Raw genomic sequence first — 20,434 nt, 5'->3', positions numbered from 1 at the left:
TCGATGGAAGATTCCGGGTCCGCCGGGTCCGCCGGGTCCGCCGGGTCGGTCGGGTCGGTCGGGTCGGTCGGGTCGGTCGGGTCCTCCCGGCGGCCCGGGCGGCGCGGGAGGACCGGGTGGCTCGCCCGATTCGCCGGCCGTACCGCGCTGGCGGCCGTCGCCGCCCTCGCTCCGGTGCTCGTCGCCGTCCCGGCCGCGTCCGCCGCGCCGACGGGACTGGACGGCACCTGGTCCTGTTCGGTGCCGTCCGGCTACGTCTACGACCTGGTCGTCGCCGACTCCTCCTGCGGGAGCTACAGGCCCCTGTACCGCCTGCGCACCCCGGTGGACGGGCTCGTCTCGTGCGTCACCGCGCGCGGTTTCGTCTACGACCAGGCCGCGCTGACCTCCAACTGCAGCATGCTCAAGAGCTCGTCGTCGGCGTCCTACCGGCTGCGGGTCCCGGGGGACCTGGTCAGCTCCTGCGTCACCGCCACCGGTTTCGTCCACGACCTCGTCACCCAGCGCGCGGACTGCAGCATGAGTCCCGGGTCGACCAACCCGTCGTACCGGCTGCGCGTCCCGGTCGACGGCCTCTGGGCGTGCACCGTCCCCGGGGGCTGGAGCTACTCGGCCACCGTCACCAACCGCGACTGCAGCCACAGCATCACCGCCAACGTCACGAAGTACCGCCTCAAGGCGTGACGCCCGGCGGCGGGTGGAGCCGACGGCGCGCGCCGTCGGCTCCACCGGCGCGTCCTCCGGCGCCGGGTCAGCCGCAGGTGGGACAGGGCTGGCACGCCTGGACCTGGACGTTGTCCAGGACGGGGCCGGCGTTGCTGCCGGCGGTGGTGCTCCGGAAGGCCAGCGTGGTCGAGGGGTTGGTGGCCACGAAGGTGAACTGGCGGGTCACGTACCCCATGGCGGTGCGGGTCTTCCCGGTGATGTCGAAGGAGAAGGCCTGGAACTCCTGGCCGTCGACGAGCGCCTGGCCGGTCTTCAGGGCGGGCCCGGCGTTCGGGTTCCCGGCGATGGAGTAGCTCACCGTGTAGGAGGTGCCGGGCGTCGTCGTGAAGGTCTGCGAGACGGTGCCCGCGTTCGAGCCGTTGAGGTCGACCGACTGGTCGCCCTCGGCGGCCTGCCAGAACCCGGCGCCGATCAGGTCCACCGAACCGGCGGCGACCTGCCACGGCCCGATGCTCTGTCCGGCCCCGAGGCCCTGGAAGGTGTTCGCCGCCACCTTGGGCGTCTCGAAGCTGCCGTCGTCGAAGCGGCTGAGCGCGCGGGTCGCGCCCGCCGCGATCCCGCTCCCGGCGAGCAGCAGGGCGATGGCGGCGGCCGTGGCGGCGGTCGTGCGGATGCGCGAGATCGACATGGAATTCTCCCAGGGTGCGGGCCCGTTGCCGGGCCGGTGATCGGCCGGACACCCGAGATCGTCCGGGGTTCGTGGGGTCGGGGCCAAGGGTGGTGCGGCAGCGCCCCGTGGTGCGGACCTCCGCCGCCGGGCCCCCGCGCGCCGGTTTGCCGTCCGTCCGTGCGGTGCCGGGGGCGGGCGCCCGGTCGGTGGCGCGCTGACCTGCTCCTTCTCCGCCGGTGCGCAGCCGGCCGGCGCGCCGGGGCGCCGTCGTGCGGGCCGGCGGGCGGCGCCTCCGACGCGGTGGTCCAGTGGTGCACGAAGCTTCGTGCGCCGTCGATCCGATTCGTGCACGCCCCAGCGTGCGCGGGAGGCGCGGGGCCGGGTGTCCGGGCGGGTGTTCCGGTGGGCGCCCCGGCGGGCCAACTTGTGGATTCGGCGCCGAACCGTCCGTGCGCGCCGGTAGCCTCTCGACGGATGGTCGGCGTTCTCCCCGTACCGGCCCAAGGAGGCTTCTGTGGAAGGGACTTCGGTGCGAGGCCTGGAGCCGCGGAACCGGCCGGGCGCGCGGGGGAGGGCGTCCGGCGTCCGGAGACCGGCCGTCGAGTCCACCGGGACGACCGGGCAGGGCCGGCCGTGGGCGGGCCGGACGGCGCGGACCTGCGGTCGGCCGGCCGCGCTGTCCGCCGCACCGAAGGGCCTCGTCCGATGACCTTCCCGCGGCACCGGACATCCTCCCCGGTCGACGGCGGTCCGCGCCGGGGCGCGGTCGACCCCGTCCTGGCCGACCGCATCACCGACGCCGTGCTGCTCGCGGGCCTGCCGGTCGCCTTCGGCGACGAGGGTCCCGGCGTGCGCGTCCGCCCCGCGGAACCGGCGGACGACACCGACCGCTGCGAGGGCCTGGCCGCCGTCGACTGGCTGCCCTCCCGGCGCCTGGCCGACGCGGCCGCCATGGAGGATCCGCGGCACGCGGCGGGCTCCGCCCGGCAGGTGGTCGGGGTGGGCATGGTCAACGCGCTCGCCGAGTTCCTCCCGGCGTTCGGCCTCGACGTGAGCCGTGGCCGGTCCGGCCGGGAGCTCCGGGTGAGCGGGTCGGCGGGTGCCGGGCTGCGCGTGCCGCCGGACGTCCTGGTCCGCCGGCCGGCGGGGGCCACACCGGCCGAACTCGGCCTCGCGGAGGAGCTCGTGGACGCCGTCCGGCGCAGCGCCGTGCTCGCGGGACTGCCCGTCGCGGGGCATCTGGGCGCCGCCGGTGTCACCCTCGGTCCGTGGCCCGCCGGGGAGGGCGGGGGCGGTGCCGAAGGGGGCGCGGACATCGGCTGGAACCCGTCGCGGCGGCTCACCGATCTGGCCGACAGCGCCTCCGCGGGCGCCGGCCTCGCGGTGGCTGCCCGCGCGTCCGTCCACGCGGCGATGCTCCACGCGCTCGGCACGGTCCTCGGCGCGTGCGGGACGCAGCTGCGCTGGTTCCACGCCCGCAACCGGCTGCGCGCCCTCGGCGAGTCCACCCCCGCCATCCGGCACTGACGCTCGCCTGCCTGTCCGCCTGTCCGCCTGCGCGCCTGCCCACCCGCCTGCCCGGTGTCGCGGCGGCGGGTCCGGCCGCCGCCGTCCCCGCCGTCCCCGCCGTCCCCGTCGGACGGCGGGCCGGGTGCGTCCGGCGGGCCCTCCTTGCGGTTTGGTCTGGACCACATGTCGATCTGGTCCAGACCATTGACGGCCTATCGGGCGATGCCTACGGTATGGGGCACCTACCTGGCGCAGGCATGCCAAGATCTCGCGGACGGCGCACCCCCACGCGCCTCCTGCGTCGGGCGCACTCCCCATCCCCCACGGAGGAGAACCATGCGCAAACGCCACATCGTCGGCGCGGCCCTGGCCGCGGTCGCCGTGCCGCTCACGCTGGCCGTACCGGCCCAGTCGCACGGATTCATCAACCTGCCGCCGAGCCGCTCCGCGCTCTGCGGCGCCGGCGTCGTCAAGAACTGCGGCGACATCCAGTGGGAGCCGCAGTCGGTCGAGGGCCCGAAGGGCTTCCCGACCAGAGGCCCCGCCGACGGCACCATCTGCGCGGGCGCCGACGCGCGCTGGGCGCCGCTGGACAACCCGCGCAACGGAACCTGGCCGACCACGAAGGTGACGGCCGGCCAGCAGCTCACGTTCACCTGGGAGATCGAGGCCAGGCACTCGACCACCAACTTCAGGTACTTCCTCACCAAGCCCGGCTACAGCGCGACCCAGAAGATCACCCGGGCCGCCCTGGACCTCACCCCGTTCCTGACCGTCCCGTACAACGGACGGCAGCCGGCCGCCACCACCACCCACACCGCGACCCTCCCGACCGGCCGCACCGGTCACCACGTGGTCGTCGCGGTCTGGGACGTCGCGGACACGGCGAACGCCTTCTACTCCTGCACCGACGTCCTCTTCTGACCCCCACCACCGGACGACCCGCGTCACCGGACGACCCGCGCCATCCGGGCCCGCCGCCCCCGCCTACCGGGGCCGGCGGGCCCTCCGGGTGTCCGGGCGAGCCCGTCCCCCGGCCCGTGCACTTCCGTCCCGAACCGACGGTTGCGGGCCGTAGCGGCCCCCGGGCGCCGGAGCGAGGCCGCGTCCGAGCCGCGCTACCGGCCGGTGGCCGGGGCGCCGAGCTCGACCGATGGCGCCACGTGGCCCTCTCCACCTCCATCTGACGGGCGTCGGGCGGGCGCCCCCACCGCCCGCCCGACGGTGGGGCCCGCCTTCGGCTGCCACACCGGGTGAGGCTGTGGCCCGGGGTTGTGGCCTGGCGCTGTGACCCGGGGCTGTGACCTGGGTTTCTGCGTGGTGATCGGTGCTTCGGCGGGCCTGACCGGCCGGGGCCGGTGGCCGCCGCCGGCCGGTGGCCGCTGCCACCGGTGCCGCCGTGCCCGGACGGTTGCCCGGAGCCGCCCGCCATCTCGCCGCGGCCGTGCGGGGATCGGGCTGCCACGGGCGCGGGACCTCCGGTGACCGCGCGGTCCGCCGCCCGGAAAAGGACTGTCGCGGAAGGTAGTGGTGCGGTTATGGTGAGTGACGGTCGGGCTGTGTGCCGGCCGGCTGCGGCCGGCGGGGCGTGATCCGTCGTCGGGGCGGGAGGGTGCGGCAGTGGCGGTCACCGAGGTGAGGGTCGGCCGGGAGCGGGTACGGCTGGAGGCGGCGGAGCTGTGCGCCGTCCGCTTCGTGCCGACCGCCTCGGTGGTGCTGCCGGACCACGTGGAGGTCTACCGGATCGGGGTCGGCTGGGGCGAGCCGGTTCCCTGTTCGGAGGGCGACCGCGCACGCTGGGAGGGCGCCGTACGCACGTTCCTCGACTGTCTGTCACGCGCCCTGGAGGAGCTGTACCGGGCACACGGCGGCCACCGCGCCCACGTCGACCTGGCGAAGGGGTCGAGGGGCTGGCACGGCATCGGCCGACCGCGCAGGTGGCCCGGCTGGGAGCGGCGGGCCGCCGAACGGTCGGCGCACGCGCAGCAGGTCTTCGCGCTGGAGCTGTACCGGGCGACCGAGGCCTACCGGCCGGTGCTGGCGGAGCTCGAACGGCGGGAGTCGGAGGCGCGGGCGGCCAGGCTGGCGGCCGAGGAGGCCCGTCGGCGGGAGGCGCAGCGGAGGCGGGCGGTGGTCGAGGGGATCGCGGCCCGTGCGGTGTGGCTGCACCGGCCGGGAGGCCCGGGCGAGTCCGTCCGCATTCACCGCCGTGACGTGCCGACGGCGGAGCCGGTGACCGTACCGACGGAGCCGGAGGCTCCCCGGGAGCCGGTGACGGCGAAGGAACTGGCGACGGCCCTGCTGGCCCTGGCGTACGCAGCGGGCGGCCCGGGCAGCTCCGGCGGCTCCGGCAGTACCGGCGGCCCCTGCGAGTTCCGGTGGGACGCCAGGGCCCGCGCCGCGACCGAGGAGGAGTGCCGTGCACAGGGCGTCGACGTGACCTTCCACGACTGGTGGTGCGAGGCGGTCGGAGGCCATTGGCTCGCGGACCCCGCAGGCCCGCGACCGGCCGTCGCGGTCCCCGGCCCGAAGTGGCGGAGCAGCGGTCCCGGCCTCGGCGGCACCGGCCTGTCCGGCTCCGGAGGCTTCTCCGGCGGACACGGCGCCGGCGGCTACGGCGGGCACGGGGGTTTCGGCGGCTTCGGCGGCTTCGGCGGCTTCGGCGGTTACTGAACCGGCCCGGACGGCCCCTGCCGGTCGCGTTTGAGCACCCGCCAGCCGCCGGCCCGGTTGTCGGCGACGATCTGCCGGAACATGGCCGACAGCGCCGCCTCGTTGAGCGCCTCGCCCTCCCGGACGGCCACCGTGCGGGCGGTCTTGTTGTCGTGGCCGCCGGTGACGATGCCCTCGGGGTCGGGCACGATGCCGCCGTCGTAGAGGAAGACGTTGACGTGGTCCTTGGCCGCGAGCAGCGCGCAGATGTTGCCCTGGAGCACGAAGTACGGCTGGACGGTCCGTTTGACCGTTTCCGTGACCTCCGGGTCGGCCTCGTGGACGAGGTCCCTGACCCGACGGCAGACCTCCTGCTGCCAGCCGGGCAGGGCGTCGATGTAGGCGTCCACGCGGGGGTCGGTCTCGTAACCGGCCATGGCGCTGCTCCTCGGGACCGGGGCGGATGGGCTGTCCCGGACGATTCTGCTCCCGGTCCCGGCAGAGCGGGCGAACACCGCGCCGCCCCACCACCCGCCCCGCCACCCCGGCGGAACGGTCAGGCGTGCGCGGAACGCCGGGTGAGCCCGGCGCGGACGGCGACGTCCAGGGCCGGCTCCAGCAGCAGCAGCGGTGGGCGGTCGCCGTTCCCGGTGCCCGCCGCCGCCAGCAGCTCCGCCACCACGGCACTGTCGACGGTGCGGGCCTCGGCGCATCGCAGGAACCGGACCAGGGCCTCGGTGAACGCCGGCTCGTCCGCGCGCCCCACGGCGGCCAGGCCGATCGCCTCGCCGAGGAACTCCTCCTCGGAACCCAGCCACTCGGCGGCCCCGGACAGCCCGTCGTCCAGGACGGCGGCGGGGTAGGGGATGCGGTGCCAGGCGCCGTCCTCCCACCAGTAGAGGAACCCGAACAGGTTGCCCCGGGCGTCCTCGCGCAGCTGCTCCCAGGGCAGCCAGTCCGGGCCCCCGGCGAGGAAGTCGATCTGCTCGCCGTCGATGTGGGTCTCGCTCCCGTCGGAGTCCTGGCCGCAGAAGACCGCGTGCCCGTCGTCGAGCATGGTGACGCGCCACCAGTAGGACCCGGCGGTGGCGTCGCACCACACCCCGTGCTCGTCCAGCCAGTAGCCCTCGGGATCACCCGTGGCGGCTTCCAGCAGAGCGAAGGCGACGGCCCTCGCCCACACGCCGTCCGCGTGGTCCAGGTCCTCGGGCCGGCTCGGCCTGTGCATGGTGGTGTCCCCCTCCGTCGGATCCCGGACAGCCTGCCACATCCCACATCCCCGCCTCCCCGTCCCCCACCTCCCCGCACCCCCGCACCCCCGCACCCCTCCTCCTCGCACCCCTCTCCGGCCGGGGCTGCTCACGCGGGGCGGCCCCCGGGTTCTCGCAGGTCGGCGCGGTCGACCAGAATGACGGCGTGGACGATGTGGACTACCAGGTGCTGTTGCACGAGGCGATGGAGGCGGCCCGCCGGTCGCCGCTGCGCGGAAGGGTCGCCGACTACATCCCGGCGCTCGCGAAGGCCGACCCGGCGGGATTCGGGATGGCGATCGCCACCGTGGACGGTGAGGTGTTCGGGGCGGGGGACTGGCGGCACCCGTTCTCGATCCAGTCGGTGTCGAAGCTGTTCACCCTGGCCTTGGCCCTCGCCGAGGGCGGCGACGGGCTCTGGAACGGGGTGGGCCGGGAGCCGTCCGGAAACCCGTTCAACTCGCTGGTCCAGCTGGAGTCCGAGCAGGGCATCCCGCGCAACCCGTTCATCAACGCGGGCGCGCTGGTCGTGACGGACCGGCTGCTGAAGCTCACCGGCGACGCGGTCGGGGCGGTCCGGGAGTTCCTGCGCGCCGAGTCCGGCAACCAGGCCGTCGCGGTGGACGACTCGGTGGCGTCCTCCGAGGCGCAGCACGGGCACCGCAACGCCGCGATGGCGCACTTCATGGCGAGCTACGGCAACCTGCGCAACCCGGTCGACAGCGTCCTCGCGCACTACTACGCGCACTGCGCGATCGAGGCCAGCTGCCGCGACCTCGCGCTGGCCGGGCTCTTCCTCGCCCGGCACGGGGTGCGGGCCGACGGCTCGCGGCTGCTGACACGCAGCGAGGCCAAGCGGATCAACGCGGTGCTGCTCACCTGCGGCACGTACGACGCGGCGGGCGAGTTCGCCTACCGGGTCGGTCTGCCGGGCAAGAGCGGGGTCGGCGGCGGGGTGCTGGCCGTCCTTCCGGGCAGGGGCACGGTCTGCGTCTGGAGCCCGGGGCTGGACGCCGCCGGGAACTCGGTGCTCGGCGTCGCGGCCCTCGACGCGCTGACGACCGCGACCGGCTGGTCCGTGTTCTGAGCCGGCGGCCCGCCCCGGAGCCGGGCGCCGTACGGCCCATCGCACTCGCGGGCCGCACGGCGGCGTTCACACGGGCCGGACCGCCCGGGGCCCGACGACGTCGGCGCCGAGCGCGATGACCCGGGCCCGCAGGCCGCGATCCGCGGTGACGACCAGGCACTTCCGCCCGGGGACGGCGGCCAGCGCCGCTTCGACGAGGCCGACGATCCGGTCGTCACCGCTGCCGGGCGCGGTCTCGACCCGGACCGGCGGCGACGAGGCGACGCCGCGGGCTGCGCCCTCCACCACCAGGACCACCTCCAGCGGTCCGGAGTGCGCCCACACCGGACCGTCGGCCCGCGCCGCCAGGCCGTCGTCCGCGACACCGGTCAGGCCGTCGCGCAGCCGCTCCGCCGCGCCCCGCCGGTCGCGCCACCAGCCGTCGGGCACCGATCCCACGACGTTGGCTGCGTCCACGACCAGTAGCGGCACCGGCTGGTGCTCCTGCTTCTGCTCCTGCTCCGCGGTCCCGCCCGCATCGCCTTCACCCATGGCCCGCAAGTCTGCCACGGGCCGGCGGGCGCATCCGGCCCCGCACGGCTGTCAGTCGACGACGAACAGCCGCGCACCCTCCCGCGTGCTCGAACGGTGCGGCTCCATGTCGTTCCCGACCTGGTAGCTGCTGCCCGCGGTGATCGTGACGACCTCGCCGTTCGCCAGCTCCGTGGTGAGCGTCCCCTCCAGGACCAGCAGGACGTGGCCCCGGCTGCACCAGTGGTCGGCCACGTACCCCGGGCTGTACTCCACCATCCGGACGCGTACGGAACCGAACTCGCGCGTCCGCCACGTCGCCGTCCCGGAGTCGCCCGCGTGTTCCGTCGAGGGCACCGACGCCCAGTCGGTGGTTCCGAAGTGAATGCCCGTCATGTCCATCCGGCGAGCCTAGTGCGCGCCGCATGACGGCGCGGGCCCGCCCCCGCCCTGCTGTGGCGCCCCGCCGCAGGCCTGGCTGCCCGGCAGCGGACCGGGAGGACGTTCGACGGCCGGGTGCCGAAATCCACAGGCCGACGGGGTGCCCGGGGTGACAGGATCGGGCCATGCCGACGGATCGTGTGCTGGTGGAAGCCCGTGCGCTGTGGGAGGAACTGGCCGCCGTGCCGGTGTCGTTCGCACCGCCCGGGGGTGTGGCCGTGGCCGTGTCGCCGAAGTCGGGGCTGTGCCCGTCCGGCTGGGTGGGCCTGGTCGTCCTGGGCGGATCGGCGATCGTGACCGCGCCCGGGGAGGAAGCGGCCGCTGCGGTTCGCGAGGCCCTGGCGCCGCTTCCGGCGGAGGCTCTCGTCGACGCCGACGCGGTTCGCGGTGTGCTGCCGGTGGCCCGGGTCCTCGGCCCCGCAGCGCTGGCCTACGTGTCCGGGGACGCGTTCCGCCCCGTGCCGCCGGAGCAGCCGACGGCGGGGCGCCGGCCGGTGGCGGGGCACCTGCCGACGGTCGAGCACCTGCCGGCCGGGCACCCGGACCTGGTACGCCTGGAGGAGTCGGCGGGCGCAGAGGAAGCCGGGGAGGCGGGCCTGGACGAGATCACCTCTCCCGCGTTCGTGGTCCGGGAGGCCGGCCGGGTGGTCGCTGCCGCCGGCTACCGCGCCTGGCCGGCCCGGACCGCCCACCTCAGTGTGCTGACCGCGCCCGCCCGGCGCGGTCGGGGCCTGGCCCGGGCGGTGGGCTCGGCGGCGACGGCGCACGCGCTCGACGCCGGGCTGCTCCCGCAGTGGCGGGCCCGCGTACCGGCGTCCAGGCGGGTCGCGGCCGCCTTGGGCTTCCGGGAACTCGGCGCACAGCTGAGCATCGAACTCTCCTGACCTGCGCGGTCGCCGCGGCGTGCGGGTCCTGCCTGGCCTCCGGGGGAGGATCGGAACGGCCGGTGGCGGAAGCGGAAGTTGTCGGTGCTCGCGCCCGAACGCTTCAGTGCCGGCGGCGGTTGAGCACCCCGATGAGAATCGCAAGGTCGGCGGCGCCGGCCGGGTCGTCCGCGTAGCGGGTGGTCTGGAGGGGGCCGACCTCAGGAAGGACGATGTCCTCCCGGGCCAGGACGTGGACCAAGGTCAACAGCGCGGCGCGGGCATTGCCGTCGGCGAAGGGGTGGAAGAACGCCACATCGAGGTAGGCGCGGGCCGCGCGGGACGCCAGCGGGATGTTCGGGTCGGTCGTCTCGCGCAGGCAGGAATCGAAATCGGCCTGTGTGCGAGGGGTCAGACCGTAGCGCTCTCGGCCGGCCTTCGCATAGGCGTCGCTCACGCGGAACGGTGCCCCTGGCGCAGCGAGGACTTCGCGCTGCCAACCGGCCAGCAGGGCGAAGTCCAGCGGGGTGCGGCGTGCGGCATCTTCTCGGGCCGAGGCGTGTGCGGCGAGCAGACGCTCGGCGCGAATCGGGTCGCGCCGGCGCACCGTCCCCTCGCACCAGGACCGGAACCCATCGCGGTCGGGCGGGATCCGCTGCAGGGCCGGTGCGCGTTGCCAGTCGGCCTCACGGCGCACGCGCAGCCAGACCGAAAGGCTGTCAGTGGCGGTCATGGAGATCCTCCAGAGCCGCCCTCTCCTGGTGGTCCTGGTACGGGGCGTGGCCGGTGAGGCCGGCGGCGAGGTCCTCGCCGACGGATTCGATCAGCGTCCGTTCCGGGGTGACCCAGCTCTTGAACCGGCCGCCGATCGCGCTCTCCACCGCTCGCGCGGCTTCGGCCCGGTCCATGCCGGTGCTGGTGAGGAACCAGCCCAGGACGATCGAGGCCTGGCCGTGCCAGCCGCCCTCCGCGCCCGAGTCCAGCGTGTGGGTCACGAGCCGGACGCAGGCCCGTTCCAGGTGCCAGCTGCGATCCTCGGGCGAGGCGTCCGGCGGCGGCGCCAGCTCGGCGAAGCGCTGGGCTGTCCGCTCCAGCCACTCCCGCCACTCCAACAGCGCGGATACGACGCGTTCTGCGGTCTCGTCCGGGGTCGTCACCGAGCTCGGCCCGCTGACCCAGTTGCCGATGGGCCCGCCGTCGCGGTAGCACCAGCTCCATCCCCAGGCCCAGGTGCCGTACCGCTCCCGGATGATCGCGTCTATCTGACTCTCGCACCAGTGTTCGCCCTGCCACCAGCCGGCCATACCGGAGAGCACCGGTGGCACCCACTCGCGGACCAGCGAGCGGAGACGGGCTTCCTCGCCCTCGTCCCAGGCGAACGGGTGGCGGGCAGGGTCGAGCTCATCCCAGTTCCGCATGCCCTCATAGGTGGTGCGGGGCACACGGTTCTCGGGGAAGGGCAGGGTGTCACGGTTGTACGTCAGCGCTGGCCACTCTTCCGGTTCGATGTGATCGGCCCATCAGTCTCGGCTCAAAGCCCGTGGTACCGCGAACCGTTTTTCGGACCGCACCCCGTGCGGCGCCATGTGTTTCCGCTTGGTGCTGCGGCCCGGGGCTGTCCCGGCCTGCGGCTGCCCGGGTCTGCGGCTACCGCGGCCTCGGGTTGCATCAGCCTCGGGCTACTTCGGCCGGGCCGCCGTCGCGGGCGGCTGCGCCGGATCCGTGAACGGCACGGCGAGGGCGGTGAGTTCGTCGGGGCGGAGGACGAGGTCGGCGGCGGCCGCGGAGTCCCGGATGCTGGCGGGGCGGCGGGCACCGGGGATCGGGACGACGACGGGCGAGAGGGCGAGGAGCCAGGCGAGGCCGACCTGCTGGGGAGAGACGCCGCGTTCGGCGGCGATCCGGTGGAAGGCGGTGCGCGCGGCGGTGCCCTCCGAGGGGTCGTCCAGGACGCTGTGGGCGAGGCCGCCGAGCGGGCTCCACGGCAGGAACGCCAGGCCCAGCCGTTCGCAGAGCCGGAGCTCCGGCTCACCGGTGCGCACGGCGGGGGAGAACCGGTTCTGCACTGAGACCAGCCCCGGGCCGAGGACGTCCCGGGCCGTCAGGATCTGCTGCTCGTCGACGTTGGAGATGCCCGCGGCCAGGACCTTCCCGGCGTCCAGCAGATCGCGCATCGCGCCCACCGACTCGGCCCAGGGCACCCGGGGGTCGGGCTTGTGCAGCTGGTAGAGGCCGATCGCCTCGACGCCGAGGCGGCGCAGCGAGTCCTCACAGGCCCGCCGGAGGTGCTCGGGCCGGCCGTCGACAGTCCAGGAGCCGTCCCCGGGCCGGCCGCGGCCGCCCTTGGTGGCGACCAGCACCGCCGCCCGGTCGCCGGCCGACCGGGCGGCCAGGGCCCGGGCGACCAGCCGTTCGTTGTGGCCGACCTCGTCGGCGTGCCAGTGGTAGGAGTCGGCGGTGTCGAGCAGGGTGACGCCGGCGTCGAGCGCGGCGTGCAGGGTGGTGAGAGCGGCGTCGGCGTCGGGACGTCCCTCGACCGAGAGCGGCATCGCGCCGAGCCCGATCGCGCCGACCGCCCGGTCACCGATGGTGCGCTGTCGCACGGTCATGCCGCCTTTCCGTCGCGCACGCCGGCGCCCTGGTGTTCGGATCCTTCGTGGCCCTGGCGACCGCCGCGGTCCTCGTGCTCCTGGCGGTTCTCGAAGCCTCGGCGGTTCTCGAAGCTCGCGCCGTTGTCGCCGCCGTCGCCGCCGTCGAGGCCGGCGCGGTCCTCGGGCCGTTCGAGGGCCTCGGCGACGGCGCCGGGCAGCCACTGTGCCGTGGGCGAGAACCGCAGCCCGAGCCCGGCGGCGCGCCGGTTGTCCAGCGGGTACCAGCGGTCGAAGGAGAACGGCGAGTGGTCCGCGCCCTCGGCCCGCCGGTAGCGGGCGGTCGTCCCGAGCCGCTGCGCGATCAGTTCGCAGAGCGCGACCGCGTCGAGCGGCCCGTCCGAGCCGGCGTTCACCGCGCCGACCGCCGCCGAGGAGGCGGTGCGCACCAGGGCGGCGGCGATCTCCTCGTGGTGGACGAACGAGGTCGGCTGCGGCCGCTCGTGCACGGCGACCGGCCGGCCGGCGGCGATCAGCCCGGTGTAGTGCGCGAGCCGGCCGGTGAAGTCCTTCGCGCCGCCGCCCAGGACGTGCGCGCTGCGCACGCTCGCCCAGGAGAACGGCGGGTCCGCGGCGAGCACCGCCTCGGCCTGCCGCTTCCCCTCGGCGTAGCCGGTCGCCTCGTCGAAGTGCCGGGCGAGTGCGGCCGGGTCCTGCCACGGAAGGCCGAGGTCGACCGTCCAGCCGGCCGGGTCGACGGCCTCCTCCGCCACCGGCACACCCGGGGTGGTGCGGACCAGCGGTGAGGTCGCCGGGTCGTACGCCTCCATGGTCGAGGTCATCACGTAGCGGTCGGTGCGGCCGGCGAAGACGCGGCGGGCCACGACGGCCTGGGCGGGGGTGTAGAGGACCTGGTCGATCACCGCGTCGAAGGTCCGGTCGCCGAGCGCGGCGGTCAGTCCGGCCTCGTCCGAGCGGTCGGCGCGCACGTGGTCGACGCCGGGCGGCTGCGGGGCGGAGCCCCGGTTGACCACGGTGACGCGGACTCCGGCCGCGCGCAGCAGGGCGACCAGGTGCGCGCCGAAGTACCGGCTCCCGCCGATCACGCACGCGGTGCGCAGGCCGCCGCCGGGCCGGCCGCTGCTCGAATCGTTCTGTGGGACGTTTTCCATGGCCACCACCCTGTCGGCGTATCGTCATCAGCAGAACTACCGACTTGCTGAACACGTCATCAGTGGAACTGTCGACGGGGAGGGTGCGCGATGATCGACGTCCGGAGGCTCACGATGCTCCAGGCGGTCGCCGAGCACGGCAGCTTCAACCAGGCCGCGGCTGCTCTGCTGCTCACGCCGTCCGCCGTCTCGCAGCAGATCGCGGCACTGGAACGGGGACTCGGCACGGCGGTGGTGGAGCGCTCGACCCGCGGGGTGCGGCTCACCGAGGCCGGACGGCTGCTGGTGGAGGCCGCCACCGCGATCACCGCCGAACTCCGGCACGCGCAGGAGCAGATCGGCCGGCTCGGCGCGGCCCGGCCCCGGCTCACCCTCGCCACCTTCACCAGCGGCGGCCGGCACCTGCTGCCCGCCGTCCTCACCCGGTTCGCGGCGGCGCACCCCGAAGTCGAGCTGCGGATCGTCGAGCGGGAGCCGGAGTTCAGCCTCCCGATGGTCCGCGAGGGAACGGCGGACCTCGCCCTCGCCTACCACTTCGACGGGCCGCTGCCCGTGCTGCCCGGGGACCGCTCCGGGCTCGACTGGACGCCGCTGATGGAGGACCCGCTCTCGGTGGTGCTGCCGGAGGACCACCGCCTGGCCGGCCGGGAGAGCCTCGACCTGGCCGAACTCGCCGATGAGAGATGGGTGCTGGGCTGCCTGAGGACCGAGACGTTCCTTCGCCGCCACGCGGCCCTCGCCGGCTTCGAGCTCCAGGTCGCGGGTTCCACCACCGACTACTTCTTCGCCCGCTCCCTGGTGGCGGCCGGGGTCGGCGTCTCCCTGGTGCCGTACGTCGCGCTCGACCCGGCCCTCCCCGGCACCCGGGTGGTATCGGTGACACCGCCGCGCCCGGCGCGCCACTTCGGCATCGCCCGGGCCCGGCGCCGCCGTCCCCACGCGTACGCCGAGGCTCTGGCCGCCCTGCTCTGCGACCACGTCGCCACGGCGGGCTGACGGGGGGCGGCTCTCCCGTCGGGTCCAGGCAGCCCGGACCGGCCCGGACCAGCGCGGACCGGCGCGGACCCCGGACCCTGGAGCCTGAACCCCGACGACGACGGGGATCGGCGCCGCCGAGGAGACCGCGGAACCGGCCGGCCGCAGGGCGGATGCCGCGACGGCCCGGTACGGAGGGGTCTCCGTACCGGGCCGTCGGGGGTGGTGCCGGGCGGGTGGCGCCGGACCGTCGGGTCAGTCACGCCGCTCGAACAGCCGTACCGGGATCGGTTCCGGCCGGGAGCGGCCCGAGAGCGAGGAGTCCTGCGGGGACAGCATGAGCGCGATCCCGCCGAGCGCGAGGAGGACGAGGACCGCCACCGCGAGCGGGGTGATGAACTGCGAGGCGGGCAGGCCGGCGGTGGGCGTGCGGCCGTCCAGCACGACGGAGACGGAGGCCATGCCGGTGTAGTGCATGGCCACGACGGCGACGCCCGCGATCAGCGCGGACGCGAGCGACGCCAGCATGCCGGTGATGTTGAGCGTCATCCACAGTGCGGCGGTGGCCGCGAACACGGCGATCGCGATGGAGGCGGTCACGATGAGCGGCTCGTACGAGACCTTCCCCTGGACGTGCATGGCGGCCATGCCGAGGTAGTGCATCGCGGCGACGCCGAGGCCGGTGACCGCTCCGCCGACCAGCAGCGTGCTCACACTGCGCGGCCGGTAGCCGACGTAGAGGATGCCGAGACCGACCACGCCGATCGCGAGCAGCAGGCTGAACAGCGTCAGCGGCACGTTGTAGAGGATCGTCGACCCGGTGACGGTGAAGCCGAGCATCGCGAGGAAGTGCATCGTCCAGATGCCGCAGCCGATCTCGACGGCGCCCAGCAGCAGCCAGCCGAGGCGCCTGCGCGGTGGCAGGTCCAGGGCGCGGACGGTGCACCGCAGGCCGAGTGCGGCTCCGGTGCAGGCGACCAGGTAGGAGAGGACCGGGTTGATCCAGCCGTAATGGAAACCGTCGATGGGGGCGGTATGGGGGTGCATGCGGTACCTGAACTGACGTGTCGCTGATGGATGGTGGGAGGGCACGCGCGCAGCGCGGCCCGGCTGTCCCGGCGGCCCGGAGGACCGGGGAAGCGGGGGGAGCAAGGGGACCGGGTGGATCAGGGGAGGCAAGGGGGTCGGGGGCGGCGGAGCCGTACCGAGGCGGTTCGGCGACCGTCGGCGGTCCCGGTTCGGACGCATGACGGCGTGCGGCCCACTGCGATCCCGGCACGCTTCTCCTCGACGACGCTGATGACCCCGGCGGCCCGTCAGGCGTCGAGGGTCACGGGCGCCACGGAGTGTCGGCAGGCGGGAGCGGGCTCCGGGAAGGGGCGGAGCGGACACGGCGCGACGTTCTTCGTCGGACGGGCGCCGTGACGGGAAGCCGTCTGCCGGGCCTCACGTGCGGGTACATACTATCGAGCCGTCGGTCAAGGGTTTTACGGGGGGTGCGTCTACGGACGATCCCGCTGCCCGCACTCCCCGGGCCGGCGCGGTGTGCCGCCCGTGGCCCGCCGTCAGTCCGGCCGGGGACCGCCCGCCGCACCGCACCGCCGTCCGCCCGCCCTCGTGCCTGCCGGACCGCCCGCCCGCGTGCCGTCGCCGGTCGCCGGCCTGCCACCCGTACGCAGCCCGCTCGCCACGCACCCGCCCGCCGCCCGCACGCCGCTCCACCCGTCGAACGCGCGGACGGCGGCCCGGCCCGCCGGATTGCCGCCCGGAAGCCGGGGCCGGCGAACCGGCGGGAACGGCGTACGGGCGGGCCGGAACTGGGACATGATCGGAGGGTGTCGACCGAGAACGCGCCTCCGCCGCCCCCGACCGCCTCGCTCGTCTTCTGGGCCGGTCGCTGTGACCGCCACGCCGGGACGGTGGAGCGCGAACTGGTCCGGTGGGGGCACTACTTCCCCGACGGACCGCCGGACGCGGAGGACGCGCTGATCCTGCTGCGCCGCACCGTCCGGGAGATGCGGTCCGAGCCCGGGCCGGACGGCCTCCGCGCGGTCCGCCTCCGCGCCGCGGACCTCCTGGAGCGGGCCGCCGCTCCGCTGGACGCGGCGCGGCTGTTCAACGCCCGCACGCTCACCCCGGCCGTCCTGCCCCTGATCGCCCACCACCTCCGCACCGCCGGCGCCGCCATGGCCGCCGCCCGCACCTACCTGGAGGCGGGTGCTCCGGCAGGGGACCCGTCCTCGACGGCTCCTGCACCGCTCCCGCGACCGACCCCGCACGACGGCGACGTCCGGCCGGGAGCCACCGGCCGCTAGCGTCCGTCCGCAGACGGCACGGCACGAAGCGGCAGGGCACGGAGCGGCACGGCTCCGCCGCGCAGGCGTGCGCGGCGGGGCCGTGCCGGGGAACGGGGACGGGCGGGGGTACCTCAGCGCCTCAGTACCTCAGTACCTCAGGACCGCGGCGATGTGGCCCATGTCGGTCAGCTTCCCGTCGGGGACGAAGTCGACCTGGGCGCCCGCGTCCAGGGCGTGCTCGATGATCTCGTCGACGATGTCCTCGCGCGCCCCGGTCTCCTGCCGGTCCGCCGGGACGAGGTGGGCGCCGTCGTCGCGGACGGTCGCGCGGTAGTTGTCCTCGACGACCAGCCGTCCGATCCGTCCGTCGCCCGTGGTCTGCCAGACCTCGTCGAGGCCGGCGGCCAGCAGTTGGCGGCCGCGGGCGCGGTCCAGTTCGGCCGCGGCGTCCTCCGCGGCCCGGGCGGCCTGTTGCGCGAGAGCGGGCCGGACCGCCTCCAGCAGTGCCTGGGCCGGCCCCTCGGCGAGGCCTCCCACCGGCAGCGTCGAGGCGGGCCCGGGCGTGGCGGTCCAGAGGTCCTGGAAGAGGGCCAGCGCCTGGGCCTCGCCCGCCACGTGCAGGGGCCGGGGGTCCTCGGCGAGCACCGTCCGCAGGCCGGCGTCCGCCTCGCGGAAGAACTGGCGGGTCGCCTCGTCGCGGAAGGTGCTCGGCAGGTCGCCGATCCGCTCCTTGCGTTCGGCGTCCGGGTCCTCCAGGCTCCGGCTGAAGGGGAAGCCGCCGCCGGACCGCTCCTCCAGGTGCTCGGCGGTGCCCGCCCACAGGCTGATGCGGTCGGCGGCGAGCGCCAGGACCCAGTAGGGGCGGTCGGCTTCGCGGGCGGCGACCAGGTTGCGGGTGAGGTAGGTGTCCGACACGACCGTGCGCGCCGGCACGCTCCGGGCCAGTGACCACACCTGGTGCTCGCCGGGCGAGACGAACAGGGCCAGGCCGTCCTCCGCGTGGACGAGGTCGACCTCCTTCAGCGCCTGGTCGAGCTGACCGGTCACGTCGAGCCGGTCGGCCCGGGAGACCGCCGGGTCGGCGTCGATCCTGGCCTTCGCCTCGGCGACGAGATTCCGCAGGAGAACCGGGTCCTGTGCGTTGTCCGGCTCCCTCCGGTGGGTCGGCATCAGGATCGACACCGCCGGGTAGGGGCGGGCGCGGCGAAGCTCGGAGAGCGTCGAAGCGGTCAGGTCGGAACGCATGGGTCGTACCTTTCGTCAGGACTCGTGCAGTGGGCCCGCGCACGTGATCGGGGACGTGGTGGCCGCGGGCCGCACGGCGTTTTCCTGCCGGCCCTCAGTACCTCTGGGCCTTGACCACGATCGGAGTCAACGTCAGGTCGGCAGGCTGGCGGCTGAACGCGATCGGATCGGCCTTGCCGCCCGGCGCGATGTTCTCGGCACCGACCACCGTCGTGTCGACGGTGTTGCCGGACGCGTCGGTGAAGTCGACCTGGACCGCGTAGGAGGCGGGCTCCCGGGTGCTGTTGACGATCGTCACCACCGCCGCGTGGAGGCCGCCGGTGGTGCTCCGCGGCACGCCGGTGAGGGTGACGTCGGAGAGCGCGTTGCCGCTGCCCGTGACTCCTTGGAGGACCTCGGTGGCCCTCTGGCGGTTCTGGGCGGCCTGGGCGTCGGCCGACGCCTGGAACGAGGACGCGGCCGCCTGGGCGGAGACGGAGCGGGCGGAGGCCTCGGCCAAGGCCGACTCCGCCTTCGAGGCGAGGGCGGAGGGCGGCTCGCCCGAGAAGGTCGACGGGTTCGGCGCCTCCGTCAGCGTCGTCCGGGGGGCCGTGGTCGGCGTCGTGGGCGACGAGCTGCTGCACGCCGCGACCACGAGGACGACGGCTCCCGTGAGGGCGGCGAGGGCCGCCGCACTCCGCGCCCGCCTGTTCCCGCTGCCGTGAGAGGGATGGAGCCTTCGCATCTCGTGAACCTTTCGACCGTCCGTCCGGCTGCCGGTGGGCGCCGTTCCCATGCTCGGCCCGGTGCGGACGGGATGACGAGCGCTGCTGGCCCATTTGGGATGCCCCGCCGGTGCCGCCGGGCGCCGCAAGGTGCGGGCGTCGACGCCCGCCGACGCCCCCGACACCCGGAGGTCCGGCGCGGTCGGTCCCGCCCGTCCGGCAGCACGCCGTACGGCCGGGCCCTCGTCGGCCCGGCCGTCCGCCGCCACCGCCGCCACCGCCGCCACCGCCGTGGTCCGCCGGTCCGGGCCGGCCGCCGGGGCGGGGTGCCGGGGTCGGGTGCCGCCCACCGCACCGCCGGCGGACGCGTGGAACGGACGGCTCCTCATCGCGCGATCCTGCGGGATCGCTTGAACTCCGGTCGGGGGATTGGGGATCATCGAACACGTTCGCACTGCACGAGCTCCCGCCGCGCGCGGGTTCGACAGGAGGCACCTGTGTCCCTGCACGACGACGCTCTCGGGCTGGCCCCGGATCTGGTCCGGCTCCGCCACGACCTCCACCGGTTCCCCGAGTTGGGCCTCGGTCTCCCGCGCACCCAGGAGCGGGTGCTGGAGGCCCTCGACGGACTGCCGCTGGAGGTGAGCCAGGGTTCGGCGCTGAGCTCGGTCACCGCGGTGCTGCGCGGCGGCCGGCCGGGACCGGCGGTGCTGTTGCGCGGCGACATGGACGGTCTTCCCGTCGCGGAGAAGGCCCCGGTGCCGTTCGCCGCAGGCAACGGTGCCATGCACGCCTGCGGACACGATCTGCACACCGCCATGCTCGCCGGTGCGGCGCAGTTGCTGGCCGCACGGCGGGAGCAGCTCCACGGGGACGTGGTCTTCATGTTCCAGCCCGGCGAGGAGGGTTGGGACGGGGCCGGCGCCATGCTGGCCGAAGGCGTGCTGGACGCGGCGGGCCGCCGCCCGGTCGCGGCCTACGCCCTGCACGTGGCGTCGACCATGCCGCACGGGGAGTTCGGCTCCCGGCGCGGACCGGTCCTCGCCGCGTCCGCCGCGCTGCACGTCACCGTCCAGGGTGCGGGCGGCCACGGCGCGCTGCCGCACCGGGCCAAGGACCCCGTCACGGCGGCCTGCGAGATGGTGACCGCGCTGCAGACCATGGTGACCCGCCGCTTCGACGTGTTCGACCCGGTGGTGATCACCGTCGGACTCCTCCGGGCCGGGACCCAGCGCAACATCATCCCCGAGACCGCGCACTTCGAGGCGACGGTGCGCACCTTCTCCGCCGAGGCGGGGGCCCGGGTCGCCGACACCTCGGTCGAGCTGGTCAGGGCCATCGCGGCCGCCCACGGCCTGGGGGTGCAGGTCGAGTACGTCCCCGAGTACCCGGTCACCGTGACCGACGGGGACGAGACCGACTTCCTGGCGGACACCGTCCGGGAGGTCCTCGGCGAGGAGCGCTTCCGGATGATGCCGAACCCGATCCCCGGGTCGGAGGACTTCTCCCGGATACTCGACGCCGTTCCGGGCTCGTTCGCGTGGCTCGGCGCGGCTCCGAAGGGGGTCGACCCGGAGAACCTGCCGGCCAACCACTCGCCCCACGCGGAGTTCGACGACGCGGTGCTCGCCGACGGCGCCGCCCTCTACGCCGAACTCGCCGCCCGCCGGCTCGCGGCCTGAGCCCCGTCCCCCGGGTCCGCCGTCCGGCTGCCGGCGGCGGCCGCCGCGAGGGGCCCCCCGGGCACGGGATCGCCCCCGGACGCCCCCCGCCACGTACCGCGCCGCGGGCGCGCCCCCGGCCCC

The 20,434-nt window shown here is 75.2% G+C and carries 22 protein-coding genes; 10 read left to right on the top strand and 12 right to left on the bottom strand.

Going from position 1 to position 20,434, the window contains the following annotated elements:
- Positions 1-174 precede the first annotated feature (174 nt).
- Positions 175-684 carry a hypothetical protein gene (locus AC067J_RS40535; protein ID WP_478307821.1) on the top strand — a complete coding sequence of 170 codons (510 nt, stop codon included), beginning with the start codon at positions 175-177 and terminating at the stop codon, positions 682-684.
- 67 nt (positions 685-751) lie between these two features.
- On the opposite strand, the gene AC067J_RS40530 is transcribed toward AC067J_RS40535, so the two are convergent.
- A complete protein-coding gene (locus AC067J_RS40530; RefSeq protein WP_478307820.1) occupies positions 752-1,354 on the bottom strand; it encodes a choice-of-anchor C family protein in 603 nt (200 codons plus the stop codon).
- A 687-nt stretch (positions 1,355-2,041) separates the two neighbouring features.
- Between AC067J_RS40530 and AC067J_RS40525 the strand changes: the two genes are divergently transcribed.
- From AC067J_RS40525 to AC067J_RS40515, 3 genes are all read left to right on the top strand, one after another.
- Entirely contained in the window at positions 2,042-2,863 is an 822-nt protein-coding gene (locus AC067J_RS40525) for a hypothetical protein (protein ID WP_478307819.1), read from the top strand.
- A 318-nt stretch (positions 2,864-3,181) separates the two neighbouring features.
- Positions 3,182-3,769 (top strand): lytic polysaccharide monooxygenase, encoded by a 588-nt coding sequence (locus AC067J_RS40520; protein ID WP_478307818.1) that lies wholly within the window; start codon positions 3,182-3,184, stop codon positions 3,767-3,769.
- Between the two features lie 696 nt (positions 3,770-4,465).
- A complete protein-coding gene (locus AC067J_RS40515; protein WP_478307817.1) occupies positions 4,466-5,518 on the top strand; it encodes a hypothetical protein in 1,053 nt (350 codons plus the stop codon).
- On the opposite strand, the gene AC067J_RS40510 is transcribed toward AC067J_RS40515, so the two are convergent.
- Both AC067J_RS40510 and AC067J_RS40505 read right to left on the bottom strand, forming a co-directional pair.
- The gene (locus AC067J_RS40510) at positions 5,512-5,934 is read right to left on the bottom strand and encodes a DUF1801 domain-containing protein (protein ID WP_478307816.1); all 423 of its coding nucleotides are present in this window, start codon (positions 5,932-5,934) and stop codon (positions 5,512-5,514) included. The two genes, AC067J_RS40515 and AC067J_RS40510, sit on opposite strands and share 7 nt — an antisense overlap.
- Positions 5,935-6,053: 119 nt before the next feature.
- Positions 6,054-6,725: a hypothetical protein gene (locus tag AC067J_RS40505; protein WP_478307815.1), complete on the bottom strand. Its 672-nt coding sequence runs from the start codon at positions 6,723-6,725 to the stop codon at positions 6,054-6,056.
- Between the two features lie 197 nt (positions 6,726-6,922).
- Here AC067J_RS40505 and AC067J_RS40500 point away from each other — a divergent pair, with 197 nt between their 5' ends.
- Positions 6,923-7,834 (top strand): glutaminase, encoded by a 912-nt coding sequence (locus AC067J_RS40500; protein WP_478307847.1) that lies wholly within the window; start codon positions 6,923-6,925, stop codon positions 7,832-7,834.
- A 66-nt stretch (positions 7,835-7,900) separates the two neighbouring features.
- Here the strand turns inward: AC067J_RS40500 and AC067J_RS40495 are convergent, their stop codons facing one another.
- Positions 7,901-8,365 carry an NTP pyrophosphohydrolase gene (locus AC067J_RS40495; protein WP_478307814.1) on the bottom strand — a complete coding sequence of 155 codons (465 nt, stop codon included), beginning with the start codon at positions 8,363-8,365 and terminating at the stop codon, positions 7,901-7,903.
- A 51-nt stretch (positions 8,366-8,416) separates the two neighbouring features.
- Entirely contained in the window at positions 8,417-8,740 is a 324-nt protein-coding gene (locus AC067J_RS40490) for a DHCW motif cupin fold protein (RefSeq protein WP_478307813.1), read from the bottom strand.
- A 170-nt stretch (positions 8,741-8,910) separates the two neighbouring features.
- Here AC067J_RS40490 and AC067J_RS40485 point away from each other — a divergent pair, with 170 nt between their 5' ends.
- On the top strand, positions 8,911-9,669 hold the full coding sequence (locus AC067J_RS40485; RefSeq protein ID WP_478307812.1) for a GNAT family N-acetyltransferase: 759 nt from the start codon (positions 8,911-8,913) through the stop codon (positions 9,667-9,669).
- 103 nt (positions 9,670-9,772) lie between these two features.
- On the opposite strand, the gene AC067J_RS40480 is transcribed toward AC067J_RS40485, so the two are convergent.
- From AC067J_RS40480 to AC067J_RS40465, 4 genes are all read right to left on the bottom strand, one after another.
- Positions 9,773-10,381 (bottom strand): Fic family protein, encoded by a 609-nt coding sequence (locus AC067J_RS40480; RefSeq protein ID WP_478307811.1) that lies wholly within the window; start codon positions 10,379-10,381, stop codon positions 9,773-9,775.
- Positions 10,368-11,066: a hypothetical protein gene (locus tag AC067J_RS40475; RefSeq protein WP_478307810.1), complete on the bottom strand. Its 699-nt coding sequence runs from the start codon at positions 11,064-11,066 to the stop codon at positions 10,368-10,370. Before AC067J_RS40475 ends, AC067J_RS40480 begins: the two co-directional genes overlap by 14 nt.
- Before the next feature lie 261 nt (positions 11,067-11,327).
- The gene (locus tag AC067J_RS40470; RefSeq protein WP_478307846.1) at positions 11,328-12,251 is read right to left on the bottom strand and encodes an aldo/keto reductase; all 924 of its coding nucleotides are present in this window, start codon (positions 12,249-12,251) and stop codon (positions 11,328-11,330) included.
- A 2-nt stretch (positions 12,252-12,253) separates the two neighbouring features.
- On the bottom strand, positions 12,254-13,408 hold the full coding sequence (locus AC067J_RS40465; RefSeq protein ID WP_478307809.1) for an NAD-dependent epimerase/dehydratase family protein: 1,155 nt from the start codon (positions 13,406-13,408) through the stop codon (positions 12,254-12,256).
- A 90-nt stretch (positions 13,409-13,498) separates the two neighbouring features.
- On the opposite strand from AC067J_RS40465, the gene AC067J_RS40460 reads away from it, so the two are divergent.
- A complete protein-coding gene (locus AC067J_RS40460; protein ID WP_478307808.1) occupies positions 13,499-14,404 on the top strand; it encodes a LysR family transcriptional regulator in 906 nt (301 codons plus the stop codon).
- Between the two features lie 234 nt (positions 14,405-14,638).
- On the opposite strand, the gene AC067J_RS40455 is transcribed toward AC067J_RS40460, so the two are convergent.
- A complete protein-coding gene (locus tag AC067J_RS40455; protein ID WP_478307807.1) occupies positions 14,639-15,430 on the bottom strand; it encodes an MHYT domain-containing protein in 792 nt (263 codons plus the stop codon).
- 788 nt (positions 15,431-16,218) lie between these two features.
- Between AC067J_RS40455 and AC067J_RS40450 the strand changes: the two genes are divergently transcribed.
- Positions 16,219-16,698 carry a hypothetical protein gene (locus AC067J_RS40450; RefSeq protein WP_478307806.1) on the top strand — a complete coding sequence of 160 codons (480 nt, stop codon included), beginning with the start codon at positions 16,219-16,221 and terminating at the stop codon, positions 16,696-16,698.
- 129 nt (positions 16,699-16,827) lie between these two features.
- Here AC067J_RS40450 and AC067J_RS40445 read toward each other — a convergent pair whose 3' ends face one another.
- The gene (locus tag AC067J_RS40445) at positions 16,828-17,925 is read right to left on the bottom strand and encodes a baeRF3 domain-containing protein (RefSeq protein ID WP_478307805.1); all 1,098 of its coding nucleotides are present in this window, start codon (positions 17,923-17,925) and stop codon (positions 16,828-16,830) included.
- A gap of 94 nt (positions 17,926-18,019) precedes the next feature.
- Complete coding sequence (locus AC067J_RS40440) at positions 18,020-18,262, bottom strand: FxLYD domain-containing protein (protein WP_478307804.1); 243 nt, start codon at positions 18,260-18,262, stop codon at positions 18,020-18,022.
- Positions 18,263-18,323: 61 nt separating this feature from the next.
- Here AC067J_RS40440 and AC067J_RS40435 point away from each other — a divergent pair, with 61 nt between their 5' ends.
- Both AC067J_RS40435 and AC067J_RS40430 read left to right on the top strand, forming a co-directional pair.
- The gene (locus AC067J_RS40435) at positions 18,324-18,629 is read left to right on the top strand and encodes a hypothetical protein (protein WP_478307803.1); all 306 of its coding nucleotides are present in this window, start codon (positions 18,324-18,326) and stop codon (positions 18,627-18,629) included.
- Positions 18,630-19,126: 497 nt separating this feature from the next.
- Complete coding sequence (locus AC067J_RS40430) at positions 19,127-20,311, top strand: M20 metallopeptidase family protein (RefSeq protein ID WP_478307802.1); 1,185 nt, start codon at positions 19,127-19,129, stop codon at positions 20,309-20,311.
- Positions 20,312-20,434 lie beyond the last annotated feature (123 nt).

This window comes from Kitasatospora sp. NPDC042419 (assembly GCF_056437345.1).
This window is presented reverse-complemented; position numbering and strand designations above follow the sequence as displayed.